The 23,464-nt window shown below is 42.2% G+C and carries 19 protein-coding genes, 1 tRNA gene and 1 pseudogene; 17 read left to right on the top strand and 4 right to left on the bottom strand.

What is annotated here, in order from left to right; all coding sequences use genetic code 11:
* Positions 1-178 precede the first annotated feature (178 nt).
* From ACRCA4_RS13805 to ACRCA4_RS13850, 10 genes are all read left to right on the top strand, one after another.
* Positions 179-1,222 carry a rod shape-determining protein gene (locus ACRCA4_RS13805; protein ID WP_433189800.1) on the top strand — a complete coding sequence of 348 codons (1,044 nt, stop codon included), beginning with the start codon at positions 179-181 and terminating at the stop codon, positions 1,220-1,222.
* Positions 1,223-1,250: 28 nt separating this feature from the next.
* Positions 1,251-2,108: a rod shape-determining protein MreC gene (gene mreC, locus ACRCA4_RS13810; RefSeq protein ID WP_433189803.1), complete on the top strand. Its 858-nt coding sequence runs from the start codon at positions 1,251-1,253 to the stop codon at positions 2,106-2,108.
* The gene (gene mreD / locus ACRCA4_RS13815; RefSeq protein ID WP_433189806.1) at positions 2,101-2,583 is read left to right on the top strand and encodes a rod shape-determining protein MreD; all 483 of its coding nucleotides are present in this window, start codon (positions 2,101-2,103) and stop codon (positions 2,581-2,583) included. The genes mreC and mreD overlap by 8 nt, the downstream gene beginning before the upstream one ends.
* A complete protein-coding gene (locus ACRCA4_RS13820; protein WP_433189808.1) occupies positions 2,583-3,155 on the top strand; it encodes a Maf family protein in 573 nt (190 codons plus the stop codon). The genes mreD and ACRCA4_RS13820 overlap by 1 nt, the downstream gene beginning before the upstream one ends.
* Positions 3,152-4,618, top strand: coding sequence for a ribonuclease G (gene rng, locus ACRCA4_RS13825; protein ID WP_433189811.1), 1,467 nt, complete (start codon positions 3,152-3,154; stop codon positions 4,616-4,618). Before ACRCA4_RS13820 ends, rng begins: the two co-directional genes overlap by 4 nt.
* Complete coding sequence (locus ACRCA4_RS13830; RefSeq protein WP_433189814.1) at positions 4,618-8,511, top strand: YhdP family protein; 3,894 nt, start codon at positions 4,618-4,620, stop codon at positions 8,509-8,511. Before rng ends, ACRCA4_RS13830 begins: the two co-directional genes overlap by 1 nt.
* A complete protein-coding gene (locus ACRCA4_RS13835; protein WP_433189817.1) occupies positions 8,504-9,337 on the top strand; it encodes a carbon-nitrogen hydrolase family protein in 834 nt (277 codons plus the stop codon). The genes ACRCA4_RS13830 and ACRCA4_RS13835 overlap by 8 nt, the downstream gene beginning before the upstream one ends.
* Complete coding sequence (gene tldD, locus ACRCA4_RS13840) at positions 9,334-10,773, top strand: metalloprotease TldD (RefSeq protein WP_433189819.1); 1,440 nt, start codon at positions 9,334-9,336, stop codon at positions 10,771-10,773. The genes ACRCA4_RS13835 and tldD overlap by 4 nt, the downstream gene beginning before the upstream one ends.
* Positions 10,774-10,782: 9 nt before the next feature.
* Positions 10,783-11,802 carry a branched-chain amino acid aminotransferase gene (locus ACRCA4_RS13845; protein ID WP_433189848.1) on the top strand — a complete coding sequence of 340 codons (1,020 nt, stop codon included), beginning with the start codon at positions 10,783-10,785 and terminating at the stop codon, positions 11,800-11,802.
* Positions 11,803-11,933: 131 nt separating this feature from the next.
* Positions 11,934-12,989: a hypothetical protein gene (locus tag ACRCA4_RS13850; RefSeq protein WP_433189822.1), complete on the top strand. Its 1,056-nt coding sequence runs from the start codon at positions 11,934-11,936 to the stop codon at positions 12,987-12,989.
* A gap of 54 nt (positions 12,990-13,043) precedes the next feature.
* On the opposite strand, the gene yjgA is transcribed toward ACRCA4_RS13850, so the two are convergent.
* Positions 13,044-13,562 carry a ribosome biogenesis factor YjgA gene (gene yjgA, locus ACRCA4_RS13855; protein ID WP_433189825.1) on the bottom strand — a complete coding sequence of 173 codons (519 nt, stop codon included), beginning with the start codon at positions 13,560-13,562 and terminating at the stop codon, positions 13,044-13,046.
* 117 nt (positions 13,563-13,679) lie between these two features.
* On the opposite strand from yjgA, the gene pmbA reads away from it, so the two are divergent.
* Entirely contained in the window at positions 13,680-15,026 is a 1,347-nt protein-coding gene (gene pmbA, locus ACRCA4_RS13860) for a metalloprotease PmbA (protein WP_433189828.1), read from the top strand.
* 120 nt (positions 15,027-15,146) lie between these two features.
* Here pmbA and ACRCA4_RS13865 read toward each other — a convergent pair whose 3' ends face one another.
* Positions 15,147-17,324 (bottom strand): M3 family metallopeptidase, encoded by a 2,178-nt coding sequence (locus ACRCA4_RS13865; protein WP_433189831.1) that lies wholly within the window; start codon positions 17,322-17,324, stop codon positions 15,147-15,149.
* A 167-nt stretch (positions 17,325-17,491) separates the two neighbouring features.
* The gene (locus ACRCA4_RS13870; RefSeq protein WP_433189834.1) at positions 17,492-19,420 is read right to left on the bottom strand and encodes an ATP-binding protein; all 1,929 of its coding nucleotides are present in this window, start codon (positions 19,418-19,420) and stop codon (positions 17,492-17,494) included.
* A gap of 165 nt (positions 19,421-19,585) precedes the next feature.
* On the opposite strand from ACRCA4_RS13870, the gene ACRCA4_RS13875 reads away from it, so the two are divergent.
* The 6 genes from ACRCA4_RS13875 (at position 19,586) to ACRCA4_RS13900 (ending at position 22,853) form a co-directional block, all read left to right on the top strand.
* Positions 19,586-19,662, top strand: a tRNA-Arg gene (locus tag ACRCA4_RS13875).
* A gap of 341 nt (positions 19,663-20,003) precedes the next feature.
* Positions 20,004-20,378, top strand: coding sequence for a helix-turn-helix transcriptional regulator (locus tag ACRCA4_RS13880; protein WP_313908004.1), 375 nt, complete (start codon positions 20,004-20,006; stop codon positions 20,376-20,378).
* A 3-nt stretch (positions 20,379-20,381) separates the two neighbouring features.
* Positions 20,382-20,579 carry a hypothetical protein gene (locus ACRCA4_RS13885; RefSeq protein ID WP_433189837.1) on the top strand — a complete coding sequence of 66 codons (198 nt, stop codon included), beginning with the start codon at positions 20,382-20,384 and terminating at the stop codon, positions 20,577-20,579.
* Positions 20,545-21,024: a HipA domain-containing protein gene (locus tag ACRCA4_RS13890; RefSeq protein ID WP_433189840.1), complete on the top strand. Its 480-nt coding sequence runs from the start codon at positions 20,545-20,547 to the stop codon at positions 21,022-21,024. Before ACRCA4_RS13885 ends, ACRCA4_RS13890 begins: the two co-directional genes overlap by 35 nt.
* Positions 21,025-21,351: 327 nt before the next feature.
* A complete protein-coding gene (locus ACRCA4_RS13895; RefSeq protein ID WP_433189843.1) occupies positions 21,352-22,104 on the top strand; it encodes a hypothetical protein in 753 nt (250 codons plus the stop codon).
* A complete protein-coding gene (locus ACRCA4_RS13900) occupies positions 22,104-22,853 on the top strand; it encodes a PepSY domain-containing protein (protein ID WP_433189846.1) in 750 nt (249 codons plus the stop codon). Before ACRCA4_RS13895 ends, ACRCA4_RS13900 begins: the two co-directional genes overlap by 1 nt.
* 206 nt (positions 22,854-23,059) lie before the next feature.
* On the opposite strand, the pseudogene ACRCA4_RS13905 reads toward ACRCA4_RS13900, so the two are convergent.
* A pseudogene (locus tag ACRCA4_RS13905) lies at positions 23,060-23,464 on the bottom strand (hypothetical protein); the annotation flags it as partial.

The following is a 23,464-nucleotide window of genomic DNA, read 5'->3' on the forward strand; positions in this document are numbered from 1 at the left end:
GCCTTAATTGGGCGTTAATAACTGTTAAAGCCGGTTTATTTCAGAAAAATGTAAGATAAGGCTATTCACTGGCCATAGAGTTACATAGAATAAACGCCATATTTGTTAATGCGTCATAATTGACGTGTTGTTAAACGTAGCAGTACAGATTTTAGCTTTATAAGGATCCGGTTTTTTCATGTTTAATAAATTGCGTGGCCTATTTTCAAACGACTTATCCATTGACCTTGGTACTGCGAATACCCTTATTTATGTCAAAGACCAAGGTATAGTGTTAGATGAACCGTCGGTAGTTGCAATCCGTCAAGAGCGTGCTGGCGGCCCTAAAAGTGTCGCAGCAGTAGGTCATGCAGCAAAACGCATGCTAGGCCGTACGCCAGGCAATATTAAAGCTATTCGGCCGATGAAAGATGGTGTTATTGCCGACTTTTATGTAACCGAAAAAATGTTGCAGCACTTTATTCGTCAAGCCCATAGTAATAGTTTTTTACGGCCAAGCCCAAGAGTGCTAGTTTGTGTACCTTGTGGCTCAACTCAAGTTGAACGCCGAGCCATACGTGAATCTGCTCAAGGCGCTGGCGCCAGAGAAGTTTATTTAATAGACGAGCCTATGGCAGCCGCTATTGGTGCTGGCTTACCTGTGTCTGAAGCAACCGGTTGTATGGTGGTTGATATTGGTGGCGGTACCACTGAAGTTGCTATTATTTCTTTAAATGGTGTCGTTTATTCATCTTCAGTGCGTATTGGTGGTGATAAATTTGATGACGCTATTGTCAGCTATATTCGTCGCAACTATGGTATTTTAATTGGTGAAGCGACAGCTGAGCGCATTAAAACAGAAATTGGCTCTGCTTATCCAAGCGACGACGTGTTAGAAATTGAAGTTAGAGGTAGAAACTTAGCCGAAGGCGTACCTCGTAGTTTCACTTTAACAAGTAACGAAATTTTAGAAGCGCTACAAGAACCATTAGCAGGTATTGTTAGTGCTGTTATGGTTGCCTTAGAGCAATCCCCACCTGAATTAGCATCAGATATTTCAGAGCGTGGCATGGTGTTAACCGGTGGCGGTGCCTTATTACGTGATTTAGATCGCCTATTGATGGAAGAAACCGGCATTCCTGTTGTTATTGCTGATGATCCGCTAACTTGTGTTGCTCGTGGCGGTGGTAAAGCCCTAGAAATGATTGATATGCATGGCGGTGATGTCTTCAGCTATGACTAATTGCTCAACGCGGCCTTAGTGTATGAACATGATGTATCGCCGAGGCCCATCATTACCGTTACGTTTATTTTTAGCGGTGCTTTGCAGTATAGGGTTAATGTTTGTTGACCGTTATACGGATAGCTCCACCCAATTGCGTAGCTACCTTACAGCAGCGGCAAGCCCATTGTTTTACATTGCCAGCTTGCCCGAAGCCTTGTTTTCTGGTGCCTCAGAGCGCTTTATGTCACAGCATGCGCTGTTAGAAGAAAATGCCCGCTTAAAGCAAAATTTATTACAGCAAAGTGGTCAATTACAGCTGCTAAACTATCTGCAACAAGAAAACAGCAAGCTGCGTTCGTTATTAGGCGCTTCACCATCAGAAGATGGCCAGCATCTAGTTGCCGAGGTTTTAGCTGTTTATAGCCATCCATTTAGTCATCAAGTGGTGTTAAATAAAGGCAGTAGTGACGGTGTTACTGAGCAACAAGCCATCATCGATGACAAGGGAATTGTCGGACAAATTGTCAGTGTTGGGCCTAATACTAGCCGAGCTTTGCTTATTTCAGATAATACCCATGCTATTGCTGTGCGCGCTGAACGTACCGGTATTCGGGCTGTTGTTGAGGGCTTAGGTCAGTGGGACCAACTTCGGGTGATGCATTTACCGCAAAGCACCGATATTCGAGAAGGCGACAGGTTATTATCATCTGGTTTAGATGGTGTTTTCCCCGAAGGCTACCCAGTTGCTAAAGTAACTAGAATTAACCAAGATGCTAGCCAGCCCTTTATGTTGGTTTATGCCGAGCCTTTTGCTCAGTTAGACCGAGTGCGTCATGTTTTATTATTAACTGCTATTCCAGCCGTCACCTTGCCTGTTAATCCGCAGGAGCAGCCAGATGCGTAAATCTAAACGGCTAGGCTTTGTTTACTTATCATTATTAATCGCTTTATTGCTAACGGTTATGCCGTTGCCGCAAGCGGTTAAGCTGGCTCGTCCAGACTGGACCTTACTGGTGCTAATGTATTGGATCTTAGCCATGCCGCACAGGGTAGGTATTGGCACGGCTTTTGTGCTAGGTTTTGTGGTTGACGTTCTGGTGGGCACTGTGTTGGGTGTCAATGCGCTAACCTATTCAGTGGTGGCTTATATTGTGGCATCGAATTATTTAAAAGTACGAAACTTTTCGGTTATTCAACAAGCGTTACTGTTAAGTCTATTATTGGCCTTTTATCACTTATTATTATTCTGGTTAAGCCACTTTTTAGTTGGCGTATTCTTTTTACCAGAATACTTATGGCCAGTGTTGACTGGCATGTTAGCTTGGCCTTGGTTATTCTGGCTATTAAGGCGTTATCGTCGTCAATTAAAGATCCAATAATGTACCCAAAAATAGCACTAGCCTCGGCTTCTCCTCGGCGCCGAGAGCTTTTAACTCAACTAGGTGTCGAATTTCAACTTGTCAAAGCCGACATAGATGAAACACCTTATCCCAATGAAAAACCAGAATTATATGTACAACGTCTTGCTATTGCCAAAGCCAAAGCAGGCTTAGCTAGGCTTGAAGCAGAGCAGCCAACCTTAGGCTCAGACACTATTGTGGTTGCGCAACAGCACATTTTAGGCAAGCCGCGTGATATTGACGACTTTAAGCGCATGATGACAATGTTATCAGGCAGCGCGCATCAAGTAATGACGGCTGTCGCCTTAGTTGACAGTCAGCGTAGCTTAAGTACCTTAGTGATAACTGAGGTGTTATTTCGGCCAATAAGTGAAGCAGAAATGCAAGACTATTGGCTTTCAGGTGAACCGCAAGATAAAGCCGGTGGTTATGGCATACAGGGGTTAGCTGCTCGTTTTGTTGAACGTATTAATGGTAGCTATACTGCGGTTGTCGGCCTACCTTTATGTCAAACGGAGCAGTTATTACTGCAATGGCAGGAGCCAATATGAGCGCTGAATTATTACTTAATGTTACTCCAAGCGAAACTCGAGTAGCTTTAATAGAAAATGGCGTCTTGCAAGAGCTGCATATAGAGCGCCAAGCCAAGCTAGGGTTAGTCGGCAATATTTATGTTGGTAAAGTTAGCCGAGTATTACCCGGCATGCAGGCGGCTTTTGTTAACATAGGCTTAGATAAGGCTGCATTCTTACACGCTTCAGACATTGTTCAGCATGATGGTTTAACCGAGTTAGATAACAAGGTTGCGATTAGCAAAGATATTCGTGTACTAGTGCGCGAAGGCCAGTATTTATTAGTGCAGGTAGTAAAAGATCCTTTAGGCACTAAAGGGGCAAGATTAACAACAGATATTACTATTCCATCGCGGTATTTAGTGTTTATGCCGGGCTCTACTCATGTTGGCGTATCGCAGCGCTTAGAAAGTGATGAAGAGCGGACGCGATTAAAAGACATTGTGAGCCAGTTTAATGATGAAAGCGGTGGTTTTATTGTTCGTACGGCCGCCGAAGGTGCTAAAGAAGAAGAATTAGCTCAGGATGCCCGCTTTTTAAAGAAGCTATGGGCAAAAATTATTAAACGTAAGCAAAAAACCCGTAAAGAAGGCGTGGTCTATGAAGACTTAACCTTAGCCTATCGTATTTTGCGCGATTTTGTTGGCGAAGAGCTAGAGCGGGTTAGGGTAGATTCTAAAATAACTTATCAACAACTTACTGCCTTCTGCGAAGAGTTTATGCCGCATATCTCCGAGTTACTCGAGTATTACCCCGGCGAGCGGCCTATTTTCGATATGTTTGATGTTGAAAATGAAATTCAGCGCGCGTTAGAGCGTAAAGTACCGCTAAAAAGTGGTGGCTATTTAATTATTGATCAAACAGAAGCCATGACGACTATAGATGTTAATACCGGTGCTTTTGTTGGTCATAGAAACTTAGAAGACACTATTTTTAATACGAATGTTGAAGCTACCCAAGCCATAGCGCGTCAATTACGGCTGCGTAATTTAGGCGGCATTATTATTATTGACTTTATTGATATGCAAAGTGTCGAACATCAAAAGCGGGTTTTTCATAGTTTAGAGCTTGCCCTTGGCCGCGATCGAGCAAAAGCTAACATTCATGGCTTTTCTGCGTTAGGCTTAGTAGAGATGACCCGAAAGCGAACACGTGAGAGTTTAGAGCATATTTTGTGCTCTGAATGCCCGGTTTGTGAAGGAAGAGGTAGTTTAAAAACAGTTGAAACCGTTTGCTTTGAAGTGCTGCGCGAAATCGTCCGGGTTAACCGAGCCTATGCCGCAGATAAATTTGTCGTCTATGTATCACCTGCGGTTAAAGACGCATTAACTAATGATGAATTTCACAATTTAGCAGAGCTACAAGTATTTATTGGTAAGCAAATTAGTATTCATACTGAGCCCCTATATAGCCAAGAACAATTTGATGTGGTGATGATGTAGTGACTAAGGTAAAACAGGTTTGTTTCTTCTGCATACATAAACTCTGGTTGGCTCTGGCCATCAGTGTTGTTGTGTTGGCAGTAGTTATATCTGTTTTGCGCTACAGTTTGCCATATGCAGATAATTATAAGCTGCAACTAGAGCAATTTATTGCTCAGAAATATGCCACAGAAGTTAATATTGGCGAATTAAGCGCCGGCTGGAAAAAGTTTGGCCCTGCGTTATTGGTTAAAGACTTACGTCTTATGCAGGGTGATAAAACCCAATTATATATTGAAGAAACCCGTGTTCGATTAGACTTTTGGCGCAGCTTAACCAGTATGAAATTGACCGCACAACATTTTGAGTTAAGTGGTTTAAAATACTATGTTGCTGCTGACCGGCTCTTTAGTGTTGAAAGTGCTACAGAATTAGACCAAACCCCTATATTAACGGCATTAGAGCAACTGTTTTTTAAACAGCTGACCTATTTTTCGGTGGTTGATAGTCAGTTTATTGTTCAAGATGAAGATAGCGAGGATGTTATTGTTAATATAAGCCAGCTAGACTGGTCAAACAATAACTTGCGCCACCAAGGACATGGTGAGTTATCGGTTGCGGGTGTAACCAATAATGCAGTTTCTTTTATACTCGATTTACATGGTGAAGCCTGGGCAGAGTCGCAGGGGCAGCTATATCTACAGAGTGATAAGTTAGATGTACTTCCTTGGTTTCGTCGCTTAGTACCGCCTAGCCAAAAATTAGCCGCGGCAAATATTAACTTCCAAGCTTGGGGGGTAGTAAAAAAAGGGACATTACAGCGGCTACAGATAGAGCTGGCCGATAACAGTGTGTCTTGGCAGCGGCAAGGTCCACAATTTTTACGACTAGGTGAGGGGCAGCTGTTATGGCAGCCGATAGCTGATGGCTGGGAGTTAACCTCAGGTTACCTTACTTTGTCAGATCAACAACAAACTTGGCCAGAAATTAGTTTTGCTATTCAAAAGCAAGATGATCATTGGCAAGGTCATCTTAGTCAGTTTCAGCTAGATGCCATTAGTCCTCTAGCAAATTTGTTTGCTGAAGACATTCAGCTATTACAGCAACTTGTTACTTATCAACCTTCAGGCTACTTTGAGCAGATTAACTGGCAGCTTGAGGATGGTCAATGGCAAGGCTCTGGTCAGTTTTCGCAGATAGCCAGCACCGCAGTGGGTGATATTCCTGGGGTGCAAGATCTGCAAGGCAGCTTTGTTTTCGATTCACAGTTGGCAAAAGTTAGCCTGCAGGGCACGGATGGCTTTTTAACTTGGGATGGCTTATTCGCTAAGCCAATAGAGTATATAGCGTTAGATGCCACGGCTTATTTTCGCTATGCAGCTGAACAAGCTTGGCAAATTATGATGCCAGAATTTAAATTGCAGAATGACGATTTACAGTTAGATGCAGCGATACAATTTGACCAACAACTGCAAATTTTAGCGCAGTTACAGCATGTAAATGCCGTGCAAGCTAAGCAGTATTTTCCAAGTCGCTATATGCCAGAATCAGTAGCTGATTATCTCAACGAAGCTATTATAGCGGGCGAACTTGAACAGGCAACGGTGCTTTGGCATGGTGCACCTGCAGACTTCCCTTTTGCACAACAACAAGGTGTGTTTCAGGTTTATGCCCAGCTGTCACAAGGTCAATTCGCATTTCAGCCCGATTGGCCACAGCTAACCAATTTAGCTGTTGATCTATGGTTTGAAAATGCAGCGATGAAAATTAGCTCGCAAAGCGGTAATTTGCTCGATTTAGATGTAGAGCAAGGCGTAACGGCAAGCATCGATGATCTATTTCACGCCGATATTTTAGCTATTGATATTCAGCGTCAAGTTGAAGCCAGTGCCGTAACAAAATTAATGCAGCAATCTCCTTTAGCCGGTAGTGTAGGCGCTGCGCTTGAACATATAGGCGCTTCAGGCTTAGCGACGGGTAAGGTGCGTTTACAGGTGAAGCTTGATAACCCAGATGTTATTGCCAGTGGTGATATTCAGTTTAAGCAGGCCAGTTTAGCCTTGCAGGCACCTGAGATGGCAATTGATAGCCTTACTGGCAAGCTGACATTTAATAACGATAAAATTTCTGCATCTAAGGTTGGATTAACTTGGCGTGGTCTACCTATGGTAGCGAGCATTAATGGTGAGTCTACCGATTCAGGCTATCAACTTAGCTTGCAGGTAGATGCAGAACAACAGGCTAAAGACTTGGCTTTAGCGCTATATCCAGCAGCCGAGCCTTTAGTCGCCGGAAAGAATGCTTGGCAATTAATGCTAGCGTTAGAGCTTGCAGAGAGTGGCTTTAACTATCATGCCCAGCTCAATAGCGATTTAGCCAACACCGCTTTATTGTTGCCGGCACCTTATAATAAATCGGTTAATGAAAAACAGCCTGTTAGCATTTCTTTATCTGGCTCAGATAAAGCTAATGACACTCAGTTATTCATTAATTACGCAGATAACTTATATTTTCATGCAGATATAGATACTGAGCAGCAAAATTTTAGCCGAGCTCACCTAGTGCTGGGATCGCAAAATGAAGCGATCCCAACAGATAACTTTACTATCAGTGTTAATTTAGCCCAAGCAAATTTTTTGCAGTGGTTTAATCTTATTCAACAACAATTAGATGTGGAAGACACTAATCAGCCGAGTTTATTTCCTTATTTAAGCCGAATTCAAGGTAAAGTGGCTGCGCTTTATCTGCCAGGTGATGTTACCTTACAAAATGCTGTATTTGATGTAGCTCAGTACACAGAAGAATGGCAGCTCCAATTAAATGCAGTTGAAGTAGCAAGTCGCTGGCGCTTTGATAAAAACTGGCAAGAAAAAGGGATAACCGCTGAGCTAGATTACCTGCGTTTGCCATGGCCATTAAAAGCTAACAATAAAACGGCAATAATCGAATCTGAAGTAAATGAACCTCAGACGTGGTTGTTAGATTTACCCTTGATCAATATAAGCTGCGCTGATTGTTCAATAGGGCCTTATCGGTTTGGTCAGGTTAAGGCGCAAGCTCATAGCGAGGCGGAACGCTGGCTATTAGATGATTTAAAAGCGAATTATAAAAAAAACCAACTTACGTTAACCGGTTTTTGGCAGTCAAACCATCAGGCAAGTTCAAAAGGGTTAAGCCAGTTTAGCGGAAGTTTAAAAAGCGCGAATTTTGGCGGGTTATTAGATGAATTTGAATTAACCTCAGCCATTGCCGATAGTAGTGCAGATATTGACTTTACGCTAAATTGGTTAGCCGCGCCAAACCAGTTTGATCTAGCCAAATTAGATGGCAATATCAGTTATAAATTAGGTGAAGGCTCGCTAACTGAAGTGAGTGACCAAGGGGCCCGCTTATTTTCTATTTTTAGCTTAGACTCATTAGTACGTAAGTTACGATTAGACTTTCGTGATGTGTTTTCTAAGGGGTTTTTCTATAACAAAATGACCGGCAATTTAACCTTAACCAAAGGGGTTGCCCAAACCAGTGATGCCGCTATTGACGGCGTGCCTGGTAATTTAGCCATTCAAGGCTATGCTGACTTAGTCGGAAATAAGCTCGATTATCAGATGTCTTTTGCACCAAAAGTCACCTCAAGCCTACCTATAATTATTGCCTGGATGGTAAACCCTGCAACGGGCTTAGCTGCGTTAGCACTAGATGAAGTATTTCAAAGTGCTGAGGTTATATCGAAAATAAACTTTACTATTACGGGCAGTATTGACGAACCTATAGTCACCGAAGTAAACCGTCATAGCACCGAAATTCCAGTGCCGGTGCGTATAGCGAAACCCGATCAGGCAATTGAGCCTGATCCTGCTGTGAACAAACTGCCACAACAACCTGAGCAGTTACAGGAGCAACAACCTAATGGCTAAATGGCGCTTAAGTGCAATTCAATTAACCAGTACGCCATCTATTCAGCATAACCTTGATCAAGTTGAAACCTATTTAAGCCAATTACCCACAGCCTCGCAACACTTAGTGGTATTGCCTGAGTGCTTTGCTATTTTTGGCAGCCGCGATAGCTTAAATTTGCAGTATCAAGCAGCTTTAGGTGAAGGCAGCATAATGCAAGGTTGTGCTAAGTTAGCTAAACAGTTTGCGGTTTATCTGCTGGCGGGAAGTTTGCCAACAACAACCGATGATCCAAATCGTTTTGCGGCGTCAAGTGTGCTGTTTGCACCCGATGGAACTATTGTTGCCGATTACCAAAAAATGCATTTATTTGACGTTGAGGTAAGCGATAATATAGGCAGTTATCGCGAATCGGCGACAACAAAACCGGGCGATAAGCTGGTCTTAGCAGAATTAGAACAGTTAAAGCTGGGCCTTAGCATATGTTATGATGTCCGCTTCCCTGGGCTAGCGCAGGCACTTACTGCTAAAGGTATGAATGTATTAAGTGTGCCGGCAGCTTTTACTCGAACAACAGGACAGGCGCATTGGCATACGTTGTTACAAGCTAGAGCAATTGAGAATCAATGTTTTGTTATTGCAGCTAATCAAACCGGTGTTCATGAAAATGGTCGTGAAACCTTTGGCCACAGCCTTATTATTGACCCTTGGGGTGAAATTTTAGCCGATGCAGGCACCGAACCAGGCTGGATTTCCAGCGAAATAGATCTGGCGCAAATAGCGCGCGTGCGCCAAGGTATGCCCGTCGCCAGCCATAATCGATTTATAAGTGAGCTTAAACCATGACTGCAGTAGAGCAGAACCTGATCAGCGCATCTGATCTTAATGCCAATGACTTACAGCGTACGCTGGGTTATTTATTTGAACATCAGCTCGATTATGCTGATTTATATTTTCAATCGAGCATCCATGAGTCTTGGGTGCTAGAAGACGGCTTAGTAAAAGACGGCTCTTTTAATATTGAACGTGGCGTAGGTGTGCGCGCCATTAGCGGCGAAAAAACCGGTTTTGCTTATTCCGATACCATTAATGCTGCGGCCTTAAAACAAGCAGCTACTGCTGCGCGCGGCATTGCCGCGAATGGCCAACAAGGCCAAGTTAAAGTATTTAGCAAAAGCAGTAATAGTAAAATTTACTTACCTTGCGATCCTCTGCAAAGTTTAACCAATACTGAAAAAGTAAATTTACTGCATCAAATTGAAGCTTATATTCGTACTCTAGATAGCCGCGCCGAGCAAGTGATGGTTAGTCTAACTGCGGTATACGAAGAAATTTTAGTGGCCGCCAGTGATGGCACTTTTGCTAGTGATACGCGGCCTTTAGTACGTTTAAACTGCTCAGTGTTATTACAACAAGGCGACAGGCGCGAACGAGGCAGTGCCGGCGGCGGTGGCCGAACCGATTATGCCTACTTTACCGAGTTAGTCGATGGCCAACCACGCTGGCAGCATTATGCACGCGAAGCGGTACGCATGGCACAAGTAAATTTAACGGCTATTGATGCCCCAGCAGGTACTATGCCGGTAGTGTTAGGTGCAGGCTGGCCGGGCGTGTTATTGCATGAAGCGGTAGGCCATGGTTTAGAGGGCGATTTTAATCGTAAAGGTTCATCTACTTTTGCAGGTCGTATTGGCGAGCAAGTTACCTCTAAGTTATGCACTATTGTTGATGACGGCACTATGGCGCATAGACGTGGCTCATTAAATATTGATGATGAAGGTGTGCCTAGTCAGTATAACGTACTGATAGAAAACGGGATCTTAAAAGGCTATATGCAAGATAAGCATAACGCTATGTTAATGGGTGTACCTGCAACAGGTAATGGCCGTCGTGAATCTTTTGCCCATTTACCTATGCCACGTATGACCAACACTTATATGTTAGCCGGCCAGAGTGAGCCAGAAGAAATTATCGCCAGTGTTAAAAAAGGCATTTATGCGCCTAACTTTGGCGGTGGCCAAGTTGATATAACGTCGGGCAAGTTTGTGTTCTCGGCATCAGAAGCGTATTTAATCGAGAATGGCAAAATTACTGCACCGATTAAAGGCGCAACCTTAATTGGTAGCGGCCCAGAAGCGATGCAGCAAGTCTCTATGGTAGGTAACGATTTAGCCCTAGATAGCGGCGTAGGGGTTTGCGGCAAACAAGGACAAAGTGTTCCGGTTGGTGTAGGTCAACCAACCTTAAAACTCGACGCCATGACCGTTGGTGGCACAGAATAATTTTAACTTATTAGACAAAACAGGAAACGCAACATGTCAGCTTTTGGAACCGTATTTGCTCCTGAAATGAGCCTAGCTCACTATAAGCAAGGCCAGTGGAGTAACGCAGAAATAGTAAAAACAGACAGTATTAGCTTACACCCAGGTGCCCACGTGCTGCACTATGCTAGTACCTGTTTTGAAGGCTTAAAAGCCTTTAAGCATCAAGACGGCTCTATTAATATTTTCCGTATGGACCAAAATATTGCCCGTCTAATTCAAAGTAGCCAGTTGTTATCACTACCGCCAGTGGACGCAGCACAATTAAAGCAAATGATTATTGATATTGTTAAACGTTATGCCGCTGATGTTCCTGTACCACCAGGTTCAATGTATATTCGGCCTACTCATATAGGCACTGAAGCGTCAATTGGTAAAGCTGCTTCGCCTAGTCTTGAGTCTATGTTGTATATCTTATTATCGCCAGTGGGAGATTACTTCTCTGGTGGTAGCAAGCCATTACGCTTGTTATTAGCCGACGACACTCGCTGTGCATCACATATGGGTATGGTAAAAAGTGGTGGCAACTATGCCAGTGCGTTACAACCTATCTTAAAGGCGCGTCAGTCAGTGCAAGCTGACCAAGTGTTATTTTGCCCAGCAGGTGATGTTCAAGAAACCGGCGCGGCTAACTTTATATTGATTGACGGCAATGAAATTATTACTAAGTCGTTAGATAGTTCATTCTTACACGGCATTACCCGCGACTCTATTTTAACACTAGCACGTGATCGCGGTATGACCGTGTCAGAGCGGGCCTTAAGTGTAGACGAGCTATTAGAGCGTTCACAAAAGCCAGGTGCAGAAGCAGCTTTATCAGGCACCGCAGCCGTACTAACGCCAGTAGGCACTTTAATTCATAATGGTAAAGACTACATTGTAGGTAATGGTGAGGGCGGCCCAACGACTAATGCCTTACGCCAAGCATTAAATGATATTCAATGGGGCAAAGCGGCTGATAAGCATGGCTGGTTAACTAAGGTTTGTTAAGTTAAATCTATATTTTAAAAGGCCGCTTAGCGGCCTTTTTTATTGCTGTACAACTTATAACATTTTATAACAGATAGTTTTCAATTCGTTAGCTAGTATTACTCACTAAGTAATCATATGGAGATAATATTATGTGGCGTACAGTTTTGACGTTATGTGCTTTCTCACTGTTATTTGGCTGTAACTCTGACAATAAAACAGTAGATGAGTCGGCCCCTTTTAGTTTTGAGCATCAAGAATTAAATGGCGCAATGGTAACTCGTTTGTATAACGAGCATGATATGTTGTTTGCCGTCACTTCAGATGGTTTATACATCAACAACAACGACAGTTGGCAAAGTGCGGGTTTACAGGGTTACGAGTTAGAAGACGTGGTCGCTATTACTGAGCAGCATTTTATTGCTTCTACCAGTGCTGAAAATAACGAAGGTAATTATGCCAGTTTGCTATTTGAAACTTATAATGCAGGTGAAGACTGGGTAGAAATTAACCACCAATTTGGCCTGCAGGGAGAAAAAGAATCCATTTTTGCTTTAGCGTATGACGATATAAACGCAAGGCTATATGCAACCGGAAGTGGTAATTTAGCTTATTCAGAAGACATGGGAATAAGCTGGCAGCTGGCTTATGGTGAATGGCAGCAACTGGGTGAGCAAACCACGTTAGTTTATAATCAAGAAAATAATGAAATGTGGTTTGGCGGCAATAATGCAATAGGCGATGCCACTTTAGTGCAATTGTCTTTAACTGATGAGAGTGCGAAAGTGCATCTGGATGAATCACCGACTCCATCTAGCACCAGAGCCGTACGTTTTGCTGCCGACAATGCGCAGAGCGTTTACCTAGTAATAGGCGAAACCATTAGGCATAGCGCAGATAATGGCGATACTTGGCAAACAATACTCAGTGCAGACGATTATCGTTATTATACCGATATCGCAATTGATCCTAACAATCCAGAATATTTGTTTACCTCAAGCTTAGTCCCAACTGTCGGTCAACCTCAATTTCTGACGGTTGAATGGTCTGAGAATGGTGGAGCTAATTGGCAGCAGTATCAATATCAAGGTGAAGGGGCATCAACATTTGGTGGTGTTACAAGTATCTTGTTGGTTCAAGAACAACAACAAAATGTGTTTTATCTTGGTTTAGGTAACGGTGGAATTATGCGGGTAGAGCCACAATAAACCCAGCCAAGCTGAAAAAAACACCAGTAAAATAGTACTGGTGTTTTTGTCTTTTTATTCAGTAATAATTAATGGTTTAATTAACTGGAATAACTCACGGTAGGCTTTTGGCGGCAATTGTTTTTCTTGTTCTTTTTTTGCATTACGAATTAACTGACGCAGCTGCTGAGTATTTACGCTTGGATAATCAGCAATAAATTGAGTCACTACATCGTTATCTTCTAACATTTTATCGCGCAATTGTTCAACTTTATGAAATTGTCTTGTTGCCGCCTGATTAGTATTACGCAGCAAAGCTAAGCCTCTTTCAAGCTCGGTTAAATCGCGATCACGCATCAGACGACCAATAAACTGCATATGACGACGCAAAGCTTCTCGCTTTTTGCTTAGTCGGTCTGCTAGCTCTAAGGCATCTTGCAATTCTTCATCTAACGGTAGTTTAGCGCGTGCTGCTGGGCTTAAAGCCACTAGCTCTTCGCCAAGTGCTTGTAAGGCATGCATTTCGCGTTTAATTTGCGATTTACTTTTGCCTTCTTCTTCGTCCCAGGTGTCGCCATTAATAAATTCAGTCATGTTTTTTAGTTCGCTTTAGCAATATTAGGCTAAGTATACATGATCCTGTCGCACGACAGCAGTCAGCATAGCCAGACTATGGTAAACTTAATGAAAATAATTTTCTAAAGTTGAATTATGCAAGTAACAGAACCTACTATTTGGCAAGAAATTGATGAAGTAAAACAAGCGGTAGCAGAGGTGCTAAGCCATGCTAAGCAGTTAGGCGCAAGCACAGCTGAAGCGTCGATGAGCCGCACTAAAGGCTTAAGTGTAGAAACACGGCATGGTGAAGTTGAAACGGTAGAGTTTAACCAAGACGGCGGCTTAGGTATTAGTTTATATTTTGGTCAGCGTAAAGGCTCGGCCTCTACTGCCGATTTAAGCCCACAGGCACTGCGTCGTGCAGTGGAAGCGGCAGCCGATATTGCGCGCTATACTTCGGAAGATCCGCACACCGGCGTAGCAGAGGCCAGCTGGTTAGAAATGTCACCGCCCGATTTAGATTTGTTTTATCCAGACTCCATCAGCACAGAAGAAGCCATAAGCTTATGTGCTGGCGCTGAGCAAGCCGCTTTTGCTACTGATCCGCGTATTACTAATTCTGAAGGTGCATCGTTTTCGTCGCATCAGGGTTTAAAGGTCTATGGTAATAGTCATGGCCAGTTAGTTGGCTACCCTAGCACGCGGCATAGCTTTAGCTGCGTTGTTATAGGTGAAGATGGCGATGATATGCAGCGCGACTATAGCTTTACCGTGGCTAGGCAGTATGAAAAATTGCTTGATCCTAAGCAAGTAGGCCGTGAAGCGGCAGAAGAAACAATTGCCAGATTAAATGCCCGTAAAGTTGCTACCCAAAAAGTGCCGGTTATTTTTCGTGCCGATATTGCTAGCAGTTTGTTTGGTCACTTAGTTGCCGCTATTGGCGGTGGCAGTGTTTATCGTAAGTCTAGCTTTTTATTAGATAAAATCGGTAAACAAGTGATGTCACCGAATATTACTGTTTTAGAGCGGCCTCACTTAAAACAAGCCTTAGCCTCTAGCCCGTTTGATGCTGAGGGCGTAAAAACCCGCGATTTAGCTGTTATCGAGCAAGGCGTATTAAATACCTACCTTACAACGAGTTATTCAGCGCGTAAGTTAGGCGTGGCAAGCACGGGCCATGCTGGCGGTATTCATAACTGGTTATTACAACATGGCGATGAAGATTTAGCGCAGTTATGCCGCACTATGGGTAAAGGCTTATTAGTCACTGAATTAATGGGCCAAGGTGTTAATACCGTCACCGGCGATTACTCTCGCGGTGCAGCCGGCTTTTGGGTTGAAAATGGAGAAATTCAGTTCCCCGTTTCAGAAGTCACTATTGCGGGTAATTTAAAAGATATGTTTATGCAAATAGCGGCGGTTGGTAACGATGTTGACCGTCGTGGTGGCGTTCATACTGGTTCTATATTAGTTAGCCAAATGCAGGTAGCGGGAAGTTAGTGCTGCTTAGTGCTGAATTATGAATGCTTAAGTGTTTAGTGCTTAGTTGTGAATGTTAAGTGTTAAGTTAAAAAGCAAAAAAGCCCTGATTAATCAGGGCTTTTTTATTAGATAAACAAATTAATCTACTTTAGTTTTTAAACCGCGGCGAATTAATAAAGCATCTGTAGTTGGCTCTTGGCCACGGAAAGCTTTGTAAGACTCCATAGGCGCGCGCGAGTTACCTACCGATAAAATATGTTTACGGTAGTGTTGACCATTTTCAAGTTTTAAACCACCTTGCTGTTGCACAAAAGCAAAAGCATCAGCGGCTAAAATTTCACTCCACATATAGGCATAGTAACCAGCAGAGTAGCCGCCGCCCATAGAGTGTGAGAAGAAGGTCGACTTATAACGTGGCGGTACGGCAGCTAAATCAATGCCATGTTTTTTCAGAGCTTTAGCTTCAAACTCGTTAACGTCTTGTAATTCAGCATCGGCGCTTAGAGAGTGCCATTCCATATCTAATAAAGCGGCAGACATATACTCTAAGGTATCAAAACCTTGGTTAAAGCTGCGTGACTTCATTACTTTTTGTAGTAATTCAGCCGGAATTGGTTCACCCGTTTTATAGTGCTTAGCGTAATTAGCAATAACTTCAGGATAAGCCGCCCAATCTTCTTCGAAAGTCGACGGGAACTCAACGAAGTCACGCGATACAGAAGTACCGGCTAAGCTTGGGTAAGTAACGTCAGACAACATGCCGTGCAAACCGTGGCCTAATTCATGGAACATAGTGGTTACGTTGTCATAGCTAACCAAGGTAGGTTGGCCTGGCTCGGCTTTAGGAATGTTCATTACATTCACTACCACCGGTTTTTGGCCTGTTAAGTTAGACTGACCAACAAAAGAGCTCATCCAAGCACCGCCACGTTTACCTTCGCGAGCAAAGTAGTCGGCATAGAAAATAGCAATGCTGCTACCGTCTACGTCGAATAACTCATAGGCTTTAACATCTGGATGATAAGTTGGTAAGTCTGGGCGTGGCTCAAAGCTAACGCCGTATAAACGGTTAAAGGTATAGAAAACACCGTCTTTTAATACGCGTTCAAATTCAAAGTATTGTTTAACTTCATTTTCGTCTATGTTGAACTTTTCTTGGCGAACAAATTCAGCATAGTATTCCCAGTCCCAAGGTTGTAATTCAAAATCACCGCCTTTTTGTTTGATCATTTGTTCAATGGCCGCTGCTTCAGCTTTAGTGTTAGCAATAACCGCTGGCACCATAGAGCCTAGCATGTCATAAACAGCTTGGGGTGTTTTGGCCATTTGTGACTCTAAGCCATAGCTAGCCCAGTTGTCATAGCCTAACAAGCGAGCACGCTCTGCACGTAACTGCGCTAAACGGGCAACGATAGGACGGTTATCGGTTTCACCACTTTGGTTACGATAAGCTGAGGCTTCCCATACTTTCTTACGTAATTCACGGTTGCTTAGCTGGCTTAATACCGGCTGGCGTGTAGTGTTAGTAATACTTAATAAGTATTTTCCTTCATGGCCAGCTTCAGTTGCTGCAGCCGCTGCTGAGGCAATTTGTGACTCAGATAAGCCGTCTAATTCTGCTTTAGTATCAACAATTACGGCAATTTTTTTCGTTTCGGCTAACAGGTTTTGTGAGAACTTATTGGTTAGCGTAGAATGCTCTTCGTTAAGCGCTCTAATAGCTACTTTTTCTTCTTCAGTTAACTGGGCACCAGCACGAACAAAGCGCTGATAATACACTTCTATTAAGCGTACCGACTCGCTATCTAAATCTAACTGATCACGTTGCTCATATAAGCTTTTAATTCTGGCGAATAATTTCGGGTTTAAATTAATATCATCAGAGTGCGCAGCCATTTTAGGCGCTAATTCAGATTGAATTTCACGACGCTCAGGGTTGGAGCTTGAACCCGCAAGGTTATAGAAAATACGTGAAGTGCGAGTGAGTAATTCACCGCTTTTTTCTAAAGCCACTAAGGTATTTTCAAAGGTGGCTGGCGCTGGGTTATTAGCAATAGCTAAAACCTCAGTCATATGTTGTTTCATGCCTTCTTCAAAGGCCGGTAAAAAATGCTCGTCTTTTATCTCAGTAAAATTCGGCGCTTCATATTGTAAGGTACTTTTTTTCATTAACGGGTTGCCTAAGCTAGCTTCAGCCGCGGTTGTTGCAACAACAGAAGATTGGCCAGAAGCTTGTTGCTGTGAAGACGAATTGTCGCCACAAGCAGTGAGTGCTAAAGCAAAGCCTACTGTTGAGGCAATAAGAGTTTTACGCATGTGTATCCCCTAGAAGGTGTCATTATTATAGTAAAGTGCGCAACTGCGCAGCATATAAAGATAATATGCCTGTTTTATTAAACTAATCACGTTATTTGCAGCCAATGGTCAGTAAATTAAGATAAATAACCATTTTTAGCAACAGAAGCGGCTAACTACAACTGAGTTTACTGGGTTGCTTGGCAGTGGCGTAACTCAATATAAAAGCAGCTTCCTTTAGGTTGATTAGGCATATAGCCAATTTGGCCATGCATATGGCTAATCATGGCTTTGCTTATGGCTAAACCAAGCCCCGTTCCGCCAATATCTCGGGTGTCGGAACTGTCGGCTTGAGCAAAGCGATTAAACAGTTTAGGAATAAAGCTTTCTGGAATGCCAGGGCCGCTATCGGCTATGGTTATTCTGATAAACGACGCAGGTTCAGAGGTAACAGTGATAATAATAGAGCTGTGATCAGGGCTAAATTTGCATGCATTATTAAGCAGCTGCAATATAACATTGTTTAAGCGTTGCTTATCTGCCAATACGCTTGCTTGCTCAAGGCTATCAGTAATATTTAAGGTGAAGATATGTTGTTTTTCTTGCCATTGTGTCTTAACCGTATCTAGGCAATGTGCTAGCACTTGAAATAAAGGTACCGGCTGAATATTAAATACCATACTTTGGTTGGTTAGCTGCTCCATATCTAGCAAATCATTAATCAGTTTATTTAGTTGCTGGCTGTTATTGCTCGCTAACTGTAAAACGCGAGATTGGGCAGGGGTTAACTCACCTAAAGCTCCGCCAGCAATAAGACCAAGTGCACCGGTTATTGACGTTAGAGGCGTGCGAAGCTCATGACTTATAGTCGAAATAAATTGCTGTTTAAGCTGTTCTGTTTTATGCCACTCTGATAAATCACGAAGCACTATTATTTGTCTAGGCTTTTGGTTTAATTGAATCACGCTAAGCTGAATAGCTAAGGGAAAGTCGTTGCCGTCAAAGCGCAGCCCCGTGGTTTCATATGCCGTTTTTTGTACAGAAATTGTATTGATAATGTCGTTAGCTAAGCCAGGTTCCGCGAGTAAAGTAGACCAATGGGTACCCGGTAAAGTGTCTTTTTTGTAGGCAAAAATAGTGTGGCAGGGTAAATTAGCTTGCTCTATAACGCCATCCATATCAGTAGTTATAATGCCATCAGCCACATTATCCATTACGGTTTTAATGTATTTTTTACTGCTTTTAACCTCTTGTATACTTAGGCTTAAACGCTGTTTAGATAAAAAAAGCCAAAACAGTAAAACTAGCATCATAGCGCTAGCAGAATAACAAAATATTCTAATGGTTGCCGTTAGATAGGTAGCTGGCGATAAAGACCGAATAGCCATTTGCCACTTAGCGCCTCGTAATTCTATATCTAACAGTAAACTGGCATCATAAAACAGGCTATTGTCACCATAAAAAGCCGGCAAAAGAGCACCTTCATCAGCGGTAGGCCGAATAGCAATAGTCACATTTTGTTCCAAAGCAAGCTTTGCAACAAGCTGCCAAATAGAATCAATATTAATCACGGTGCTAATTAAGCCCCAATAAGCGTCGTCATCTATTAAATAAACTGGAATGCGATAGATAAAGGCTTTGCCACCTTGCACTAAAGGGATAGGACCAGCTAGTTTGGCTTTGCGCTTAAGTATAATCTCTTCAATAGCAGGCCATTGGGTGTCTAAGTCAGGGTAATATAAGCCAAGTGCTTTATGGTTATTCTGCAGAGGATGCAAATAAAGTAGGCGGTTATTTGGCGCCACGCCAATATTGCGAATGTGTTGGCCTTGGCTGACTAAATCTTTTAATAACAACTTTACTTCAGTAGCAGAAATATTGCCTTTGTTGGCCTTAATATAAGCACTAAGCCCCGAGCTTAAATAAAGAGGTGCATTAAGCTCTGACTCTATTAACGACCGTATAGGGTTAGCACTTGCAATTTCATGCTTTAATAGCTCGCTACGGGCTAATTTTTTTTGATGTTGCACTATAACTTCAGTAGCAAATATCATTGCAGCCATTAGCGATAACAGTAATAACCATTGGCTAATAGGTATAATAAATTTATTTGGCATAAATTATAAGCGTCTTAAAAGCGCGGCGAATTTCACTGTAACGGTAAGTTGAAAAAGTTGCAAATTCTGGTTAAAAAAACTAACTGCAGAAAAAACGCACGGTTAAGCAATAGACTTACAGCCAAAGCCTGACTATAATGCGCATCTTCTGCTAAAGCAGAACACGCACCCGTAGCTCAGCTGGATAGAGCGCTGCCCTCCGGAGGCAGAGGCCACAGGTTCGACTCCTGTCGGGTGCGCCATAAAACATCAAAACCACCTTTAGGGTGGTTTTTGTGTTTTTAGCCTTCAAGTTAAAAAATAATCTGGTTTAATATTGCGCAGTAGTTTGTTGGTGTTGCCTAAGCCTAAATTACTGTTTGCCAGTTTAGTAACAAATTATTAATTAGCTACGACCCCTTTATTAGCTACGCCCCCTTTACTAAAGGCTGAGCGCTACGGCTTTAGCTGAGTGTTGTTTTTTTAGAAAGGTAGGGATATCGAATTACAATGAATATGTTGTAACTTGTAAAAAACAATATATTCGTTGTATTCTTTTAAAACAACATAAGTGTTGTATGTTTAAAGTGAATAGGTAGCCACTATGCAATATCCAGTATTAACAATCGCTCAATTAAAACTGTATATCAAAGCGCTTCGCAACAAGTTGGGTTACACACAAGCTAATGCTGGTGAGCTATTAGGGCTTACACAGCAAGGGTATCAACGATTAGAAAATAACCCAGAAAGTATGAGTGTTGAGAGGTTACTTGTGCTACTTCAAACTCTACAAGCAGGTTTAGTTATAGAAGTGCGCACCAAGCCAGAAGATAACATTCAGAGCTCAACAGCTATCAGCGAGCCAAAAAATATAGACACTCGAGCTGATAACCCTTCAAACCAGTCAAAAATAGCGAGTGAAAGCAACAATAAATCTAGGGTGTTAGCGGTTCGCTCTAATAAAAAGTTGGAGTGGTGATGTATGCAGATTAAATTAACCTCGCAGCATTTAGCAATATGGATGAATGGCGATATTGTAGGGTACTGGCACCCTGTTAAACATACCTTCCAATATGATGATGCATGGATAGCAAACCCGTTATGCCGACCACTTTCTCTTTCATTGCCAATTGTTCCTGGTAATAGTGAAATTAAAAGTGAAGCGGTTCTTAACTATTAGTCAACTATTCTTTAGAGCATTGATTGTTTTTTGGGTATTGGCAGCAATAGATGGTCACGCTAAAAATTTTTCAATTCAATTAAAGGGCGGCAACAAATATCAGCTTGCACCATTGTATGATGTTTTGTCTGCACATCCGATTATTGGTAAAGGGGCCAATCAAATTGCAAAACAAAAAGCTGAATTGGCAATGTCAGTTGTTTCCAATAATAAACACAAAAAAATATTCTCAATAGCAGCACGACACTGGATTACTTTTGGGCAGCATTTAGGTTTACGCCCTGATATTGTCATGCGCGAGCTATCTTATGTTTACTACCAAACAAATAAAGTAATCGACTCAGTTAAGCTAGAGCTACCAAAAGACTTTCCTGAGTCAGTATCAAATCCGATATTCACTGGTATGACTGTACTTAATGAAAAATTGGCTGTAATACTTGAATAAACCTTTTTGATTATTCAATGGGTATTAAAAAGCACTTATTTTTGTCTAATTAGATAGCCTAATTTCTCCATGATTATGCTCAGAAAATATAAAACATTAAAACGATCCAAAGGGTAGCTTTTGTGTTTTTAGCCTTCAAGTTAAAAAATAATCCGGTTTAATATAACGCGGTAATTTGTAGGTGCTGCCTAAGCCAAAAGTACTGTTTGCCAGCTTTAGTAACAAACTATTAATTAGTTACGATCCCTCTATTATGCTATTACGACCATTTAGCAATTTTGGCATAGCTTCCAGGTGAAAGTAGCATGCGGCATATGAGAGTTTTAAATGAATAATTCAAAGCGACTGCTTAGAGCAAGTAGAAAGTATCATAAGTGGCTAATGGCTTTTATAGGCATTCAATTTGTAATATGGGCAGTAAGTGGTGCCTACATGGTTTATTTAGATATTGATTACATTCATGGCGATACCTTAGTCAATAATGCTCAGGATAAAATAAATCCTAGCCAAATTGATTATCCGTTGCAGAGCTTAATTCAGCGTTATCCTGAGGCGAAACAAATTAGCCTTGGCCGTTATTTAGATAAAACCGTGTATCGCTTTACCCTTGATAATGCAAAGCGCACTGTCGATGCCAGTATGGGTGAAGAAATTCCAGCTTTAAATCAAGCTCAGGCCGAGCAAGCTGCTAATTATTATTATAGTGGTAAAGGGCAAATTAAAAACTCTGAATTAATTAGCGAAACTGCGCCATATGAACTCAACCCTGCAGTAATGCCAGCCTGGCGGGTTAACTTCACTGATTTTGGTTCACCTGCTATTTATGTTTCTGCAGAAACAGGTTTGCTAGTGGGTAAAAGGCATAGTTTTTGGCGATTGTTCGATTGGATGTTCCGGTTCCATGTCATGGATTATGAAGGCGGTGCTGTAGATAATACGTTGTTATTTTTCTTTACTTTCTTGGGTATCCTGTCATCTATATTTGGGTTGTGTTTGGTGTATTTTCGTGTTTTTCGTAAAAACAATTCGGCGTTAACTGAACCGGCAGCGGCTAAAAATACTACTGAAGGAGTTGCCTAATGAGTATGGTTAAAAAAATCCATAAATGGAGCTCTGTGATTGTGGGTATTCAGTTAATGATTTGGCTGAGTACTGGCATGTATTTCAATCTTATGGACCCGGTAAAAGCCGCGGGGAATACGTATAAGGTAGCTGAGGCACCTTCAATGGATTGGCATCAGTTGACATTAAAAAGCCAGGCTCTACAAGAGCCGAAAACAGTGTTACAACAACAACCAGAAACTAACAGTTTAGAATTAATCGAATTAGCCGGAAAAGCTTATTACCTATTGAATCATCAACGTGGTCTTTATGATTACTTTGTTAATAAATATTCTTTAGTTAATGCCATAACAGGCGAACCGGTTGGAATTGACCCTCGCTTAGCAAAGGAGATAGCAGCCGAATCCTATGCGGGACCCGGTAAAGTAACATCTGCTACTTTAATGAAGCCACCAATTGCAGACTTATTGAAGCAAAAAAATCCGGTTTGGCAAGTAAACTTCGCTGATGAGATTAACACTAGCGTTTACGTGGAAGCTGATTCTGGCAGAATTGCTGGGCACAGTGATGATGATAAGCGCTTAGCTGACTTCTTTTTAAAGCTGCACTTTATGGATTACGCCAACGAAGGCAGTTTCAATAATGTTCTTATGATGTTTTTTGCTTTTTTAACCTTATTCTTAAGTGGTACCGGTTTAATTTGGACCATTGATTTAGTGCTGCGGGGTAAACACAAAATCAAACGGTTTTCACGTAAAAAACGGTGAAATATAAAGCTAGCGCTTTAAGCGAACCTCTACTCTTTATTTTAAATACATATCTGTATCAACTTATTCGTGTTTTTAGCTTACAAACTACTAAAATCATCTAGTTTAAAAGAGTTCGGCAGTGTGTTACTTATAGCAAAAGCACGGTTTGCCAGTTTTAGTAACAAATTATTAATTAGCTACGACCCTGAGGGATCCCCACGAATTTAGCTCCAACACAATCCATACTCTGCGGTTTTCTGCCTGAAGTAAAGAACGCCGGATAGCCAATGTTTCAAGGTTATCCGCAGTTCCCTCTGATGTATTGGTCTTGCCGCAATATAGCAATAGCTTAGTACCTTGCGATGCCGGATTGTGTTCGCCTGGAAGCGCTTGGCTAACCCGGCTTGCTCTGCCGCTACACCAATAAAGAGCATAGCAAATAAGGCTAAGGTACCGATTAAAACCAGCACCGCCAGACGCTCATGACACCGCGACTCATGCAACGCCATGCCTAAGCCAAACTGGGTTGATTTTTGGTCGCGGAAGCTCTCTTCAATTTGCATACGTGATGTGTAACCGTTCACCACAGCTTGTATTTGGGAGGCGTTATTTATTGGCAATGACGTTGC

The organism is Rheinheimera sp. WS51 (assembly GCF_050936095.1).
In the GTDB taxonomy this organism is placed as follows: Bacteria; Pseudomonadota; Gammaproteobacteria; order Enterobacterales; family Alteromonadaceae; genus Alishewanella.